Source organism: Streptomyces sp. NPDC026092 (genome assembly GCF_040638605.1).
Taxonomy (GTDB): Bacteria; Actinomycetota; Actinomycetes; order Streptomycetales; family Streptomycetaceae; genus Streptomyces.
This window is the reverse complement of record NZ_JBEZYN010000001.1, coordinates 1-12,849: the sequence shown is the minus strand read 5'-3', so window position 1 is coordinate 12,849 and position 12,849 is coordinate 1. Positions and strand designations below refer to the sequence as shown.

Annotated in this window: 13 protein-coding genes; 2 read left to right on the top strand and 11 right to left on the bottom strand. The window is 72.7% G+C overall.

Annotated features, from left to right (window positions below; genetic code table 11):
- Positions 1–12: 12 nt before the first annotated feature.
- Positions 13–471 carry an Lrp/AsnC family transcriptional regulator gene (locus tag AB0F56_RS00065; protein WP_362002346.1) on the top strand — a complete coding sequence of 153 codons (459 nt, stop codon included), beginning with the start codon at positions 13–15 and terminating at the stop codon, positions 469–471.
- 46 nt (positions 472–517) lie between these two features.
- Here AB0F56_RS00065 and AB0F56_RS00060 read toward each other — a convergent pair whose 3' ends face one another.
- Together AB0F56_RS00060 and AB0F56_RS00055 are read right to left on the bottom strand one after the other, a co-directional pair.
- Positions 518–1,081, bottom strand: a complete 564-nt coding sequence (locus AB0F56_RS00060; RefSeq protein WP_362002344.1) for a TerB family tellurite resistance protein — start codon at positions 1,079–1,081, stop codon at positions 518–520.
- Between the two features lie 130 nt (positions 1,082–1,211).
- On the bottom strand, positions 1,212–1,817 hold the full coding sequence (locus AB0F56_RS00055) for a fasciclin domain-containing protein (protein ID WP_362002342.1): 606 nt from the start codon (positions 1,815–1,817) through the stop codon (positions 1,212–1,214).
- 123 nt (positions 1,818–1,940) lie between these two features.
- On the opposite strand from AB0F56_RS00055, the gene AB0F56_RS00050 reads away from it, so the two are divergent.
- Complete coding sequence (locus AB0F56_RS00050; protein WP_362002340.1) at positions 1,941–2,924, top strand: MerR family transcriptional regulator; 984 nt, start codon at positions 1,941–1,943, stop codon at positions 2,922–2,924.
- Positions 2,925–2,937: 13 nt separating this feature from the next.
- On the opposite strand, the gene AB0F56_RS00045 is transcribed toward AB0F56_RS00050, so the two are convergent.
- The 9 genes from AB0F56_RS00045 to AB0F56_RS00005 all read right to left on the bottom strand — a co-directional run bounded on the left by AB0F56_RS00045 (position 2,938) and on the right by AB0F56_RS00005 (position 12,541).
- Entirely contained in the window at positions 2,938–3,504 is a 567-nt protein-coding gene (locus AB0F56_RS00045; protein WP_362002338.1) for a sigma-70 family RNA polymerase sigma factor, read from the bottom strand.
- A gap of 120 nt (positions 3,505–3,624) precedes the next feature.
- Positions 3,625–5,001 (bottom strand): deoxyribodipyrimidine photo-lyase, encoded by a 1,377-nt coding sequence (locus AB0F56_RS00040; protein ID WP_362002337.1) that lies wholly within the window; start codon positions 4,999–5,001, stop codon positions 3,625–3,627.
- 78 nt (positions 5,002–5,079) lie between these two features.
- Positions 5,080–6,597, bottom strand: coding sequence for an SDR family oxidoreductase (locus AB0F56_RS00035; protein WP_362002336.1), 1,518 nt, complete (start codon positions 6,595–6,597; stop codon positions 5,080–5,082).
- 93 nt (positions 6,598–6,690) lie between these two features.
- The gene (locus AB0F56_RS00030) at positions 6,691–8,223 is read right to left on the bottom strand and encodes an MFS transporter (RefSeq protein WP_362002335.1); all 1,533 of its coding nucleotides are present in this window, start codon (positions 8,221–8,223) and stop codon (positions 6,691–6,693) included.
- A gap of 91 nt (positions 8,224–8,314) precedes the next feature.
- Positions 8,315–8,500 (bottom strand): hypothetical protein, encoded by a 186-nt coding sequence (locus AB0F56_RS00025; RefSeq protein WP_362002334.1) that lies wholly within the window; start codon positions 8,498–8,500, stop codon positions 8,315–8,317.
- Between the two features lie 116 nt (positions 8,501–8,616).
- Entirely contained in the window at positions 8,617–9,150 is a 534-nt protein-coding gene (locus AB0F56_RS00020) for an O-acetyl-ADP-ribose deacetylase (protein ID WP_362002332.1), read from the bottom strand.
- A gap of 78 nt (positions 9,151–9,228) precedes the next feature.
- Positions 9,229–10,641 (bottom strand): NAD(P)/FAD-dependent oxidoreductase, encoded by a 1,413-nt coding sequence (locus AB0F56_RS00015; protein WP_362002330.1) that lies wholly within the window; start codon positions 10,639–10,641, stop codon positions 9,229–9,231.
- A 75-nt stretch (positions 10,642–10,716) separates the two neighbouring features.
- Complete coding sequence (locus tag AB0F56_RS00010) at positions 10,717–11,553, bottom strand: inositol monophosphatase family protein (RefSeq protein ID WP_362002328.1); 837 nt, start codon at positions 11,551–11,553, stop codon at positions 10,717–10,719.
- 106 nt (positions 11,554–11,659) lie between these two features.
- The gene (locus AB0F56_RS00005; RefSeq protein ID WP_362003176.1) at positions 11,660–12,541 is read right to left on the bottom strand and encodes an alpha/beta hydrolase; all 882 of its coding nucleotides are present in this window, start codon (positions 12,539–12,541) and stop codon (positions 11,660–11,662) included.
- Positions 12,542–12,849 lie beyond the last annotated feature (308 nt).

Genomic DNA, 12,849 nt, shown 5'->3' with positions numbered 1-12,849 from the left:
GGAGTGGACGACGTGGACGCCGTGGATTTCCAGATCATCCGCGAGTTGCAGGCGGACGGCCGCCTCTCCAACCAGGACCTCGCCGACCGGATCCGGCTCTCCCCGTCACCCTGCCTGCGCCGGGTGCGGCGCCTGGAGGAGGCGGGCCTGATCCGCGGCTACACGGCCGTGGTGGACCAGGTCACCTTCGGCCTGCCGATCACCGTCTTCGTACGGATCCGGCTCGAGCGCCACACGCGCGAGATCGTCGACGTCTTCGAGGACCACGTCGGCCGGATCGAGCACATCCAGGACTGCTATCTGATGGCGGGCAGCAGCGACTACCTGCTCCGGGTCGTGATCGAGAACCTGGAGGCGTACGAGTCCCTGGTACGCCACCGGATCCACGCCATCCCGGGCATCGCCTCGATCGAGTCCAGCTTCGCCTACGGCAGCGTGAAGCAGTCCAAGATCTACCCGCGCCCGGCCTGAGACCCTGAGGCCTCGGGCGGGCGCGGGGGACGTTCTCAAGGGCCTGTCAGAGGCCGAACTCCTGCGGGGACACGCCGAGCGCCGCGCACGCCTCGCGCAGGACCTGCTCCTCCGCCGGGGCGACGTAGCCGTCCGCGCCGGCGACGACGAAGCCGGTCTGCACGACCGCCTTGGCCTCCACGGGCTTCTTCGCCGCCTTGGCGATCTCCTGCAGCGCCTCGGCCTTGCCCTGCTGGAAGTTGTACGTCAGCTGGTCGACGTGCTTGTTGAACCGCTGCCGCAGCTGGTCCGGCGGGAAGTTCTTCAGGACGTCGTTCTGCAGGATCAGCGACTCCACGTGCTGGCGCTCGGCCGGGTCGACGGACCCGTCGGCCGCCGCGACCAGCGCGCACATGGCCATGCTGGCGTCCCGGTAGGCGCCGCTCTTGAGCTCCGTCTTGAGGGAGGCGAGCTGGGTCTTGAGGACGCCCACGAGCTGCGCCTTCGACCCCCCGCCCGCTCCCGGACCAGGCCGCGCCGTGCCTCCGGCGCCGGCGCCGGAACCGCGTGCTCCCTGCGCCTGCTGCTGCAGCCCCTTGGCCTGGTCCTTGATCCGGTCCCACATCGCCATCCGTGCCACCTCGCGTACGCGTTCGCTCCTCCGCGCGAGTACCGCGCGGTCCCCCTGAGAACTCCGGCGCACGCCCGCGAGTTCCCCGCGCGGGCCGGACGGGAGGGACGGGAGGGACGGGAGGGAACGGTCACTGCGGCATCAGGACCGTGTCGACGATGTGGACGTTGGCATTCCGGGTCGGGACGTCGCCGCAGACGATCTTGGCGGTGTCGTTGACGACGAAGGCGTCGCCGGAACCGTCGGTCGTCACGGTGCCGCCCTGGAGCGTCTTGAACGAGCCGTCGGCGAGGTCGCCCTTGTCGACCTTCTCGCCCACGACGTGGTAGGTGAGGATCTTGGTGAGCTGCTCCTTGTCGGCGAGGACCTTGTTCAGGTCGGCCTTCGGGATCTTGGCGAAGGCGTCGTTCGTCGGCGCGAAGACGGTGATGTCCTCGGCGTTGTTCAGGGTGTCGACGAGTCCGGCGGCCTTGACGGCCGAGACGAGCGTGGACAGCTCCGGGTTGTTCGACGCGGCGGTCGCGACCGGGTCGTCGGCCATGCCGTCGAGGCTGCCCTCACCCTGAGCCGGTACCGCGGCACAGCCCGGACCGAACGGCCCGTCCGTCTCCGCGGCGACGGCCTGCGGGGCGAGTACGCCCAGCAGCACCGGGAGTGAGAAGGCGGCCACGGCGGCTGCCGCGCGGCCCCTGAGGTGGGTGGGGCGTGTGGGATAGGTGGGATGTGAGGTGTTCATGGTCTTCCTCCTGCCGGTCCCCCGGAAGGTATTCGGCGCGACACCCCCTGTCGGATGAGCCTCCGTCGAGGCACCTTCCAGCGCTCGCATCGCTTGTGCGTCGGACGGTCGTAGAGTGGACACATGGGTGACCCGGTGACCGGTATGACGACGGGGGCCGTGGCGCGACGCCTCGGGGTCTCCCCCACCACGCTGCGGTCCTGGGACCAGCGGTACGGCATCGGCCCGGCCACGCACGAGGACGGCCGCCACCGGCGCTGGTCGCCGGCGGACGTCGCCGTGCTCGAGGCGATGTGCCGGCTCACCACGTCCGGCGTGCCCCCCGCCGAGGCCGCCCGCCTGGCCCTGACGGGCGCCGGGACCGGGACCGGCATAGAGCCCGACGCCGAAGCAGGGCTCCGGAACGAGCCGCCCACGCCCGCCGCCGGGTCCGGCGACGAGCCGCCGCCCACCCCCGTCCATCAGGTGTTCCGTGGGCTTGCCCGGGCCGCGGTACGGCTCGACAGCCCGGCCCTGGACACGCTGCTGCGCGACCTGCTGGCCGCGCACGGACTCGTCACCTCCTGGGAGGAGGTCATGGGGCCCACGCTGCACGCCGTCGGCCGTAAATGGGAGTCGTCGGGCGACCGGTACGTCGAGGTCGAGCACCTGCTCTCCTGGCACATCTCCACGGCCCTGCGCCGCATGTCCGACACCGTCGACCCCCGCCGCGGCGACTTCCCACCGGTCCTGCTCGCCTGTGTTCCCGGCGAGCAACACACCCTCCCTCTGGAGGCCCTGACGGCGGGTCTGGCCGAACAGTCCCTGCCCACTCGGATGTTCGGCGCCTCCGTGCCCGCCGAAGCCCTCGACTCGGCCGTCCGGCGGCTCGGCCCCACGGCCGTCGTCCTCTGGTCCCAGTCGCGCTCCACCGCCGCCCACGCCCTGGCCCGGCACGTCGCCGACACCTCGTTCGGCGTCCGAGGCGCCCGCACCCACCCCCTGGTGCTCCTCGCCGGTCCCGGCTGGGCCGGCAGGACGCCCGCTCCGGGCATGCTCCGCCCCGCCGGCCTGCGCGAGGCGCTCGGCCTCCTCACTCAGCGGTACGCGAGCCTGCCTCAGCTCTGATCCGGGCGGAGCATCAGCTCTGATCCAGGCGGAGGCGGAGCCGCTGGAGGCCGCGGCGGGCGTGGCTCTTGACCGTGCCCAGGGGCATCCCGGTGCGGCGCGCGATCTGTGTCTGCGTCAGGCCGCCGAAGAACGCGAGGGTCAGGACGTCCCGTTGGACGCTCGGCAGCCGGGCGAGTTCGCCGGTGACCACGATCCGGTCGAGCAGCTGGTCGGCGCCGTCGACCGGTGCGCGGTGCGGGGCGAGCGCGGCGCCCGCCGCGGCGACGAGAGCGGTCCTGCGGGTCCGGGCCGAGAGGGCGTCGGCGATCTTCCGCCGGGCGATGCCGACCAGCCAGGCCGGGACGGGCCCGCGCTCGGGCCGGTAACCCTGGCGCCCCCGCCAGGCGGCGAGGAAGACCTGCTGCGTGATGTCCTCCGCCTCGCGCGCGTCGCCGACCGTCCGCTGGGCGAGCGCGTGGACGAGGCCGCCCCAGCGCCGGTACGCCAGGGCCAGGCACTCCTCGTCGCCCCGGGCGAGCCCGGCGCCGATCTCCGCGTCCGTCGGCTGCGCCGCGAGCGCTGTGAGGGCTGTGGTCATGACGGATCCTCCTCCGCTTCCGGCCCCCTCAGGTTCCGGCGAACGGAAGCGGCGACGCAAAACGCATCGCTTGTGCGTCGTTTTGCGCTCCTTGGACCAGTCGGGCGTCGTCAGCCGTCCTCAGTCGAGCTCGCGGGCGCGGCGGAACCGCGCCAGGCCGTCCGCGAGCCCCACGACGGGCTCCGGATAGTCGCCCGACGCCCTCTCGTGCGGGGCGAGTTTCCACGGTTCGTGGATCGACGGGGCTTCCAGGTCGGCGAGTTCGGGGACCCAGCGGCGGACGTACGCGCCGTCCGGGTCGTACTTCCTCGCCTGGAGAACGGGGTTGAGGACCCGGTTGGGCCGGGTGTCCGTGCCGGTGCCCGCGACCCACTGCCAGTTGAGCTGGTTGTTCGCGACATCGCCGTCGACGAGGAGCCCGAGGAAGTGGCGGGCGCCGAGCCGCCAGTCGAGGTAGAGCGTCTTGGTGAGGAAGGAGGCCGCGAGCAGCCGGCCGCGGTTGTGCATCCAGCCCTCGTACGCGAGTTGACGCATGGCCGCGTCGACCAGGGGGTAGCCGGTCCGGCCCTCCTGCCAGGCGCGGAGATCCGCCTCGGCCCCCTTGCCGTGGCGCCAGCGGTCGTGCCGCGGCCGGTAGTCCTCGGTGGCGATGTCCGGGCGGGCGTTCAGGACCTGGTGGTGGAAGTCCCGCCAGCAGACCTGCCGTACGAACGCCTCCGCGCCCGCGCCTCCCGCGGCCCTGGCCTTGTGCACCACCTCGGCCGCGGAGAGGGCGCCGAAGTGCAGGTACGGGGAGAGCCGGGAGGTGGCGTCCCCCGCAAGGTCGTCGTGCCGGTCCTGGTACGCGTCGACCTGCCGGGCCATCCACGCCGTCAGCCGCTCGCGCCCCGCGCGCTCGCCGCCGACGGCAAGGCCCTCGGACACGGAGGGGACGTCGGCCCGCGAGGGCACCGCCTCCGACCGCACTCCGGCGGGCACCCGAACCGTCCTGGGCGCGGGAGCCGGGGAACGCAGCGGCACGCCCGACCAGCGCCGGTAGTACGGCGTGAACAGGGCGTAGTGGTCCGCTCCGCCCGCCGGGGTGACCTCCCCCGCGGGCAGCACGGTGATCACGCCGTCGTGGACGTACAGCCGACGTCCGTCGGACTCCAGGGCGTGACGCAGCCGCCGCTCCCGCTCGCGGGCGAAGGCGCTGTACCCCGCCGCCATGTGCACCTCGTCCGCGTCGACCTCCCGGACCAGGGCGCGGACCTCGGCCACCGTGTCCCCCTGCCGGACGACGAGCCGGCCGCCGCGTGCGCGCAGCCCGGCGTCGAGGTCGGTGAGGCAGTCGGCGAGGAAGGCCAGCCGGTTGGGCGCGGCGAAGCCCGCCCGGTCCACGGCCGGGTCCCGTACGAACAACGGCACCACCTCGGGCGCCGTTTCGAGGGCGGCCCGCAGGGGTGGGTGGTCGTGGAGGCGGAGGTCGGAGGTGAACAGGACGACCGAGGGGTTCATGGCACCGTTCCTGGCTGTTGTCGCGCGTGCACTGCGCTTCTTCTTCGCCCCGGGGCCCCGCATGGATGCGCCGGACGGCTAAAGCCGCCGCTCGACGGCCTCCTCAACAGCCTTCTGACCACCCTCCCCGGTCGCTTCCTCGGCCGTACGGGCGATCCTGCGGGCCATGCCGCCGAAGACGACCGCGTGGAAGGGGGCGACGCTCCACCAGTAGAGCTGCCCGGAGAGGCCGCGCGGGTGGAAGAGGGCGCGCTGCCGGTACCGGGACCGGCCGTCGCCGTCGCGCTCCGCGTACATCTCCAGCCAGGCCTTGCCCGGCAGCCGCATCTCCGCCCGGAGCCTGAGCATGCTCCCCCGCTCGATCTCCTCCACGCGCCAGAAGTCCAGGGCGTCGCCGACGCGCAGCCGGGCGGCGTCGCGGCGTCCTCGGCGCAGGCCGGCCCCGCCGAGGACGCGGTCGAGCCAGCCGCGTACGGCCCAGGCGAGCGGGAACGAGTACCAGCCGTTCTGCCCGCCGATCCCCTCGATGACCCGCCACAGGGCCTCGGGATCGGCCTCGACGTCCCGTTCCCGTTCGTCGGTGTACAGGCTGCCGCCCGCCCAGTCGGGGTCCGTGGGCAGCGGGTCGCTGGGGGCGCCGGGCAGCGCGGCCGAGGACCAGCGGGTGACGACCTGGGCGTCGCGTACGCGCTGGAGGGCGAGGGCGAGGGCCCGGTCGAAGGACAGGGGCGCGCCCGGCGGGTCGGGCACATGGCGGGCGATGTCGTGCTCGGCGCACACGACCTCGTACCGGAGGGACTCGGCGAGGGGCCGGGCGAGCGCGGCGGGTACGGGCGTGACCAGGCCGATCCAGTGGCTGGACAGACCCGGGGTGAGCATGGGCACCGGCAGGATCAGCCGCCGGGGCAGCCGGGCGACCTGGGCGTACCGCTCCATCATTTCCCGGTACGTGAGGACGTCGGGCCCGCCGATGTCGAAGGTCCGGTTGACGTCGGCGGGCATGCGGGCGCTGCCGACGAGGTAGCGCAGGACGTCGCGGACGGCGATGGGCTGGACCCGGGTGCTGACCCAGCTGGGGGTGACCATGACGGGGAGGCGTTCGGTGAGGTAGCGGAGCATCTCGAAGGAGGCGGAGCCGGAACCCACCACGACGGCGGCCCGCAGGACGGTCGTCGGCACCCCGGACGCGAGCAGGATCCGGCCGACCTCGGCCCGGGAGCGCAGGTGCGGGGAGAGTTCGTCGTCCGGGATCCCGACGGGGGTGAGGCCGCCGAGGTACACGATGCGGCGGATCCCGGCGGCCCGGGCCTCCGCGGCGAAGGTCCTGGCGGCGAGCCGGTCCGTCTCCTCGAAGTCCCGCCCGGAGCTCATCGAGTGCACGAGGTAGTACGCGACCTCCACGTCGCGCAAGGCGGGCCGGAGGCTGTCCGCGTCCCTGACGTCGCCCCGGACCACCTCGACGCGGTCCGCCCACGGGTGGTCGCGGAGATGGGCGGGCGTACGGGCCAGACAGCGGACGTCGTACCCGGCGTCGAGGAGCTCGGGCACGAGCCGCCCGCCGATGTACCCACCCGGGCCGGTGACCAGGCACTTCATGAACGACCGCCTCTTTCCCTCAGCTCCGGACGATGACGACACACGTTGTTCCACCCAGAGTGTTCTGCCTGGGCCGCTCTCATGGATGCGGCCCTATGACGGCACCGGCTTCTCCGGCGACCCGCCGCCGGCCGAGGAGCTCCCGGGCGAGGACGTTCCGCGTGCCACGGAGAGGGGCTCGGCGATGTCCTCCAGCGACCGGCGTTCGGCCTTGACGGCGAGGAACGCCGCCACGATGCCCGCGGCGCACATCAGCCCGGCGCCGATCTGGAACGCGAGGACGGTGTCGGAGACGACACCGGACTCGGTGAGGCTGGCGAAGATCAGGGGACCGCTGATTCCGCCGGCGGCCGTACCGATCGCGTAGAAGAAGGCGATGGCCATCGCCCGGGTCTCCATGGGGAAGATCTCCGAGACGGTCAGGTACGCGCTGGAGGCGCCCGCCGACGCGAAGAACAGCACCACGCACCAGCAGGCGGTGAGCGTGGAGGCGGTGAGGGAGCCCTGGCCGAAGAGCCATGCCGTGCCGAAGAGGAGCACGCCCGACAGGATGTACGTCGAGGAGATCATGATCCGGCGCCCGACGGTGTCGAAGAGCTTCCCCAGCAGCAGGGGGCCGATGAAGTTGCCGGCCGCGATGACGGCGAAGTAGTAGCCGGTGCGGTCGGTGGGCACGTCGAAGAAGGTGGTGAGGATCGCGCCGAAGCCGAAGGTGATGGCGTTGTAGAGGAAGGCCTGGCCGATGAAGAGCGACAGACCGAGGACCGCGCGGCGGGGGTAGCTGCGGAAGACGGTCTTGGCGATCAGCCCGAACCCGATGCTCTTGCGCTGGTGGATGGTGATCTCACCGGCGGGTGGCGGCAGGGGCCGGCCGTGTTCCCGCTCGATCTCCTGCTCGACGGAGGACACCAGCGCGTCGGCCTCTTCGCCCCGGCCGTGGATGAACTGCCAGCGCGGGCTCTCCGGGACATGTCTGCGGACCAGCAGGATGACCAGGCCGAGGACGACACCGAGGGCGAAGCTGAGCCGCCAGCCGACGTTGATCGCGAAGATGTCGGTGTCGAGCATGACGATGGAGAGCAGGGCGCCGCCGATGGCGCCGAGCCAGTAGCTGCCGTTGATGATCAGGTCGACACGGCCGCGGTACGTGGACGGGATGAGCTCGTCGATCGCGGAGTTGATGGCCGCGTACTCGCCGCCGATGCCGAAACCGGTGAGGAAACGGAAGAGGAAGAACCACCAGGTTTCGAACGACAGCGCGGTGAGCGCGGTCGCCGCGAGGTAGACCGCGAGGGTCACCATGAAGAGCTTCTTGCGCCCGTAACGGTCGGTCAACCAGCCGAAGAACAGCGCTCCCGAACAGGCGCCGGCCACGTACAGCGCGGCGGCGACACCGGTGACCTGGGCCGAGGTGATGGGGAGCCCGCTGCCCTCCTCGGCGAGCCGGCCGGCCATGTTGCCGACGATCGTGACCTCGAGCCCGTCCAGGATCCAGACGGTGCCGAGACCGATCACGATCATCCAGTGCCAGCGCGACCACGGGAGGCGGTCCAGACGGGCCGGGACGGCGGTGGTCACGGTGCCGGAGGACGCGGGCACGGAGGCCGGATTCGATTCCGCGGTCATGGTTCCCTCTCGTCGAGCCGTCGAGCGACCCTCTGTCCGCCCCTCCTTGTGCCCCGAACCGGCGGAGACACGCCTGGGGGTGCCGGGTCGCCTACGGCTGCTGCGTGACGAGGTGCAGCTGCGCCACGGGTACGTCCGTGGTGGCGTCGAGGTTCTCGCCGTCGTACCACTCGACGGTGGCGGTGTCGCCGGACAACGCGGTGATGCGGCCGACCGGGAGGTCGGCGCGCGAGACCGGTGTCGAGCCCGCGGTCTGGCCCAGATCCTGTGTCGTCACCCTGTCCCCGACTGCGAAACTGCTGGCCATCGGTTCCTCCAAGATCAGGTGTGCCACGAAGACTCCCCAATCCCGAGCTCCCACGTGGAGGACCACGCCGCGTCAGGGTTCCGATTTCACCTGCCTGGCGCGGAGCGGGTCCGCTGGGCGAACGTCCGGTACGCCTCCTCGTCGAAGAGGACGAACCTGACCTCCTCGACGGCGGTCTTCGTGCTCCGTACCGTCTCGACCGCGATGCGGGCGCCGTCGTCCATGGGCCAGCCGTAGACGCCCGTCGAGATGGCCGGGAAGGCGACGGTACGGGCGCCCAGTTCGTCCGCCACGCGGAGCGACTCGCGGTAGCAGGAGGCGAGCTGGTCCGAGCGGTCCTCGTCTCGGGACCAGACCGGGCCGACCGTGTGGATCACCCAGCGCGCGTCGAGCCGGCCGGCCGTCGTGGCGACGGCCCGGCCGGTGGGGAGGCCCTTGCCGTAGTGGCCGGCGCGCAGCGCGCGGCATTCCGCCAGGATCTCGGGGCCGCCCTTGCGGTGGATCGCACCGTCGACGCCGCCTCCGCCGAGGAGGGAGGAGTTCGCGGCGTTGACGACGGCGTCGGCGTCTTGGTCCGTGATGTCGCCGAACACGAGGACGATGCCCGGATGTGTGGTCATAAGGCCATCATCTCCCGGTCGTCGCCGGCGATCGGGGTCATTTACCAGTCGTCGCCCGGCCTCGCCCGTCTCGCCCCGTCATCGCCCCGTCGCCCGGAGCCTGCGCCAGACCGCCTTCGCCGCGTTGTGCCCGGACATGCCGTGCACGCCCGGGCCCGGCGGGGTCGCGGAGGAGCAGAGGAACACGGCCGGGTGCGGGGTCGCGTACGGGAAGAGGGAGAGCTTGGGGCGCAGCAGCAGTTGGAGTCCGCGCGCCGCGCCGCAGGCGATGTCGCCGCCCACGTAGTTGACGTTGCGGGCGGCCAGCTCCGCCGGGCCCGCCGTGGCGCGGGCCAGGACGCGGTCGCGGAAGCCGGGCGCGAAGCGCTCGATCTGGCGCTCGATGGCGTCCGTGAGGTCGCCGTCCCAGCCGTTCGGCACATGGCCGTAGGCCCAGAAGACGTGCTTGCCCTCGGGGGCGCGGCCGGGGTCGACGAGGCTGGGCTGCGCGGTGATGAGGAACGGTGTCCGGGGGGCCGTGCCGGAGGAGGCCTGGCGCAGGGCGGTGCCGATCTCCCCGCTGGTGGGCCCGATCTGGACGGTGCCGGCCTGGCGGGCCTCCTCGGCCGTCCAGGGCACGGGGCCGTCGAGCGCGTAGTCGATCTTGAAGGCGGCGGCGCCGTACCGGTAGTGGTCGTAATAGCCGCCGAAGCCGGCGATCCGGGCGAGGGCGGTGGGTGAGGTGTCGAAGACGTACGCGCGGGCCGGCGGGAGGTCGTCGAGCCGCTTGACCTCGTAGTCGGTGTGGACCGCGCCGCCCAGGTCCTTCAGGTACGCGGCGAGGGCGTCCGAGATCGACTGGGAGCCGCCCCGGGGCAGCGGCCAGCCGCCCTCGTGCGCGGCGAGCGCGAAGACGAGGCCGACCGCCGAGGTGGCGAACCCGTCGAGCGGGGCGATGACATGGCCGACGAGGCCCGAGAAGAGGGCGCGCGCCTTCTCGTCCCGGAAGCGGCGGGTGAGCCAGGTCGACGGGCGCAGCCCGTCGAGGCCGAACCGGGCCAGCGTGATCGGGTCCCGGGGCAGCGCGGTGAGCGGCAGGGACATGAAGTCCCGTGTCAGGGTGTCCCACTTGCCGAGGTACGGGGCGACCAGGCGGCGGTACGTGCCGGCGTCGCGCGGCCCGAGGGAGGCGGCGGTCTCGGCGACGGAGCGGGAGAGCACAGCGGCGGTGCCGTCGTCCCACGGGTGCGCCATGGGCAGCCGTGGCTGCAGCCATTCAAGTCCGTACCGGTCGAGCGGCATCGTCTTGAAGACGGGCGAGCCGATCCCGAGCGGGTGCACGGCGGAGCAGGGGTCGTGGCGGAAGCCGGGGAGGGTCAGCTCCTCGGTTCTGGCGCCGCCCCCGACGGTGGGTTTGGCTTCGAACACGGCGACGGAGAAGCCCCGTCGGGCGAGTTCCACCGCGGCGGTCAGTCCGTTGGGCCCCGCCCCCACGACGACAGCATCGAGCATCGACGGCACCTTGGACTCCTTCGTCAGTCAGCCGATGGCCAAGACTCCCAGGATATTCCGGCGCGTCGGCGCGCTTCACCGACCCCTGAGCAGTGTCCGGATCCGCTCGGCGGTGGTCTGGTCGCGCGCCGCGGTGAACGGCAGCGCGTTGCCTCCGGTGATACGGAAGGGCTCGCCCGCGACGGTCGTGTCCGCGCCGCCCGCCTCGGCCACCAGGAGCAGTCCCGCCGCGTGGTCCCAGGCGTACTCCCAGGAGAAGGCGGTGGCGTCGAGGAGGCCCCGGGCCACGGCCAGGTATTCGAGTCCGGCGGAGCCGCAGGGACGCGGCCGTACGCCCTCGACGTTCAGGCGGAGCAGGGCGGCCTTCTCGCTGTCGGTGGTGTAGTCGGGGTGGGAGGAGGCGACTTCGAGTGCGGCCCCGGGGGTCGGCGAACCGGACCGTATCGGCGCGCCGTTGAGCGTCGCGCCGCGTCCGCGGACGGCGACCGCCATCTCGTCGAGCGCGGGGGCGTACGTCCAGGAGGCGAGGAGCTCGCCGCGGACCGCGAGGGCGACGAGGGTGCAGAATCCGGCCTCGCCGCGCACGAACTGGCGGGTGCCGTCGACGGGGTCCACGATCCACACGGGGGCGTCGCCCTGGATCGCTTCGTACACCGTCGGGTCGGCGTGGACGGCCTCCTCGCCGACGACCACGGAGCCGGGGAGCAGGGCCGTGAGGGAAGCGGTGAGGTGCTCCTCGGCGGCCCGGTCGGCGACCGTCACGAGGTCGTGCGGCCCGTTCTTCTCGTCGATCTCGTGGGCGGCGAGCTGCCGGAAGCGGGGCATGATCTCGGCGGCGGCGGCCTTGCGGACCGCCTCTTCCACCTCGGTCGTGCCACCGGCGAGGACGTGCTCGAGGAACTCTTCGGTCATGCGTCCAGTCACTGCAGTCATGCCTCCAGCTAAGCACGGCGGTCTGACACCCGAAGCGTCGCCTTCGTAACCCTCCGTTCACCCACGGAGTGTGCTTTGGACCGGTTCACCCCTTGGTGGCCTCACACACGGCGGGCGAGCGGTCCGCGGGGCAGGCCGCGTCCCGCGCCAGCAGGCACTCCTCCAGGAATCCCAGCGCCCGCAGGTGGTAGGTGCGGGCGGCCCAGCCGAGGCTGATGTTGTGTCCGGCGTTCGGCTGGAGCTCCACGGTCACCTTCGCCGCGGACAGAGGTGCTCTGAGCGCCGCGACGGCCTCCTCGTCGAAGCGCCACCACTGTTCCTGCTCGGCGAAGGTGAACCTGACCGGGACCGTGACCCGGGCGGCGATGTCCGGGTACAGGCGGGGCCACAGGGGGCCCTCCTTCGCCTCCAGGACGGGCACCGGCGACACCAGCGCGCGGCCGAGCCGGAACGCGTCGGGCGGATAGAACCGCAGGGGGCCCCAGTGCCGACGCCAGTCGCCGTGGCCGTCCAGGCCGGGCAGCCGGTGGGTGTCCACGGCCAGGGTGGTGCCGAGCCCGGAGATGTCCAGGCCCACGAGCGGGCGGGGGGAGTCGGCCGCGGCGGCCAGGGCGAGCTTGCCCCCGTTGGAGTGCGCCACCAGGAAGAAGCCGGCACCGGTGGCGTGGGTGGAGGCGAAGTCGGCGAGCGCGGCGTGCAGGGTCGCCGCCTGCCGCCGGACCGTCTGCCCTTCGGGCAGGCAGGGGGCGGACGCCCGGTACCCGGGCCGGTCCACCGCCAGGACGGAGTAGCCGAGCCGGGCGCCCAGTTCGAGCAGGGAGAGACCGGGTGTGGCCCGGCTGTCGAAGTAGCCGGCGCTCATGCCGCCGCCGTGGATGGCCACCACCACCGCGCGGGGTGGGCCGGCCGGCTCGGCGAGCAGGGCGGACAGCGGAACGCCCGCGGCGTCGAGCGTGATACTGCGGATCTCCGGGGCGCCGGACCCGGCTTCCGCTCCGGGCGCCCCCGAGCACCGGGCGGCAGGGCGGAGCCCCCGCACCTGGTCCGGTGCGTCGTCAGCGGTGGATTGCATGGATTCTCCCTCGGACCGAGCGGTTACCCGACGTGGCCAGTCAAGCGGCCCGACCGGGCGGTCCGCCCTCTTCCCGGGCATGAGTGAGCCGTGTCCACCCGGTTCCCACCCCGGCCCGGAGGCTGGGGGTGGGAACCGGGACGCCCGGTGTGCGAACGGGAATCCTTGACCGCGGGATCCGTCGACTGCGGGGTCGCGGGGCT

What these genes read in the sequence shown, in the direction of transcription:
- AB0F56_RS00035 (WP_362002336.1), bottom strand. Translation starts at nt 6,597, where the DNA reads ATGAAGTGCCTGGTCACCGGCCCGGGTGGGTACATCGGCGGGCGGCTC.
- AB0F56_RS00055 (WP_362002342.1), bottom strand. Translation starts at nt 1,817, where the DNA reads ATGAACACCTCACATCCCACCTATCCCACACGCCCCACCCACCTCAGG.
- AB0F56_RS00060 (WP_362002344.1), bottom strand. Translation starts at nt 1,081, where the DNA reads ATGGCGATGTGGGACCGGATCAAGGACCAGGCCAAGGGGCTGCAGCAG.
- AB0F56_RS00030 (WP_362002335.1), bottom strand. Translation starts at nt 8,223, where the DNA reads ATGACCGCGGAATCGAATCCGGCCTCCGTGCCCGCGTCCTCCGGCACC.
- AB0F56_RS00020 (WP_362002332.1), bottom strand. Translation starts at nt 9,150, where the DNA reads ATGACCACACATCCGGGCATCGTCCTCGTGTTCGGCGACATCACGGAC.
- AB0F56_RS00040 (WP_362002337.1), bottom strand. Translation starts at nt 5,001, where the DNA reads ATGAACCCCTCGGTCGTCCTGTTCACCTCCGACCTCCGCCTCCACGAC.
- AB0F56_RS00045 (WP_362002338.1), bottom strand. Translation starts at nt 3,504, where the DNA reads ATGACCACAGCCCTCACAGCGCTCGCGGCGCAGCCGACGGACGCGGAG.
- AB0F56_RS00015 (WP_362002330.1), bottom strand. Translation starts at nt 10,641, where the DNA reads ATGCTCGATGCTGTCGTCGTGGGGGCGGGGCCCAACGGACTGACCGCC.
- AB0F56_RS00050 (WP_362002340.1), top strand. Translation starts at nt 1,941, where the DNA reads ATGGGTGACCCGGTGACCGGTATGACGACGGGGGCCGTGGCGCGACGC.
- AB0F56_RS00010 (WP_362002328.1), bottom strand. Translation starts at nt 11,553, where the DNA reads ATGACCGAAGAGTTCCTCGAGCACGTCCTCGCCGGTGGCACGACCGAG.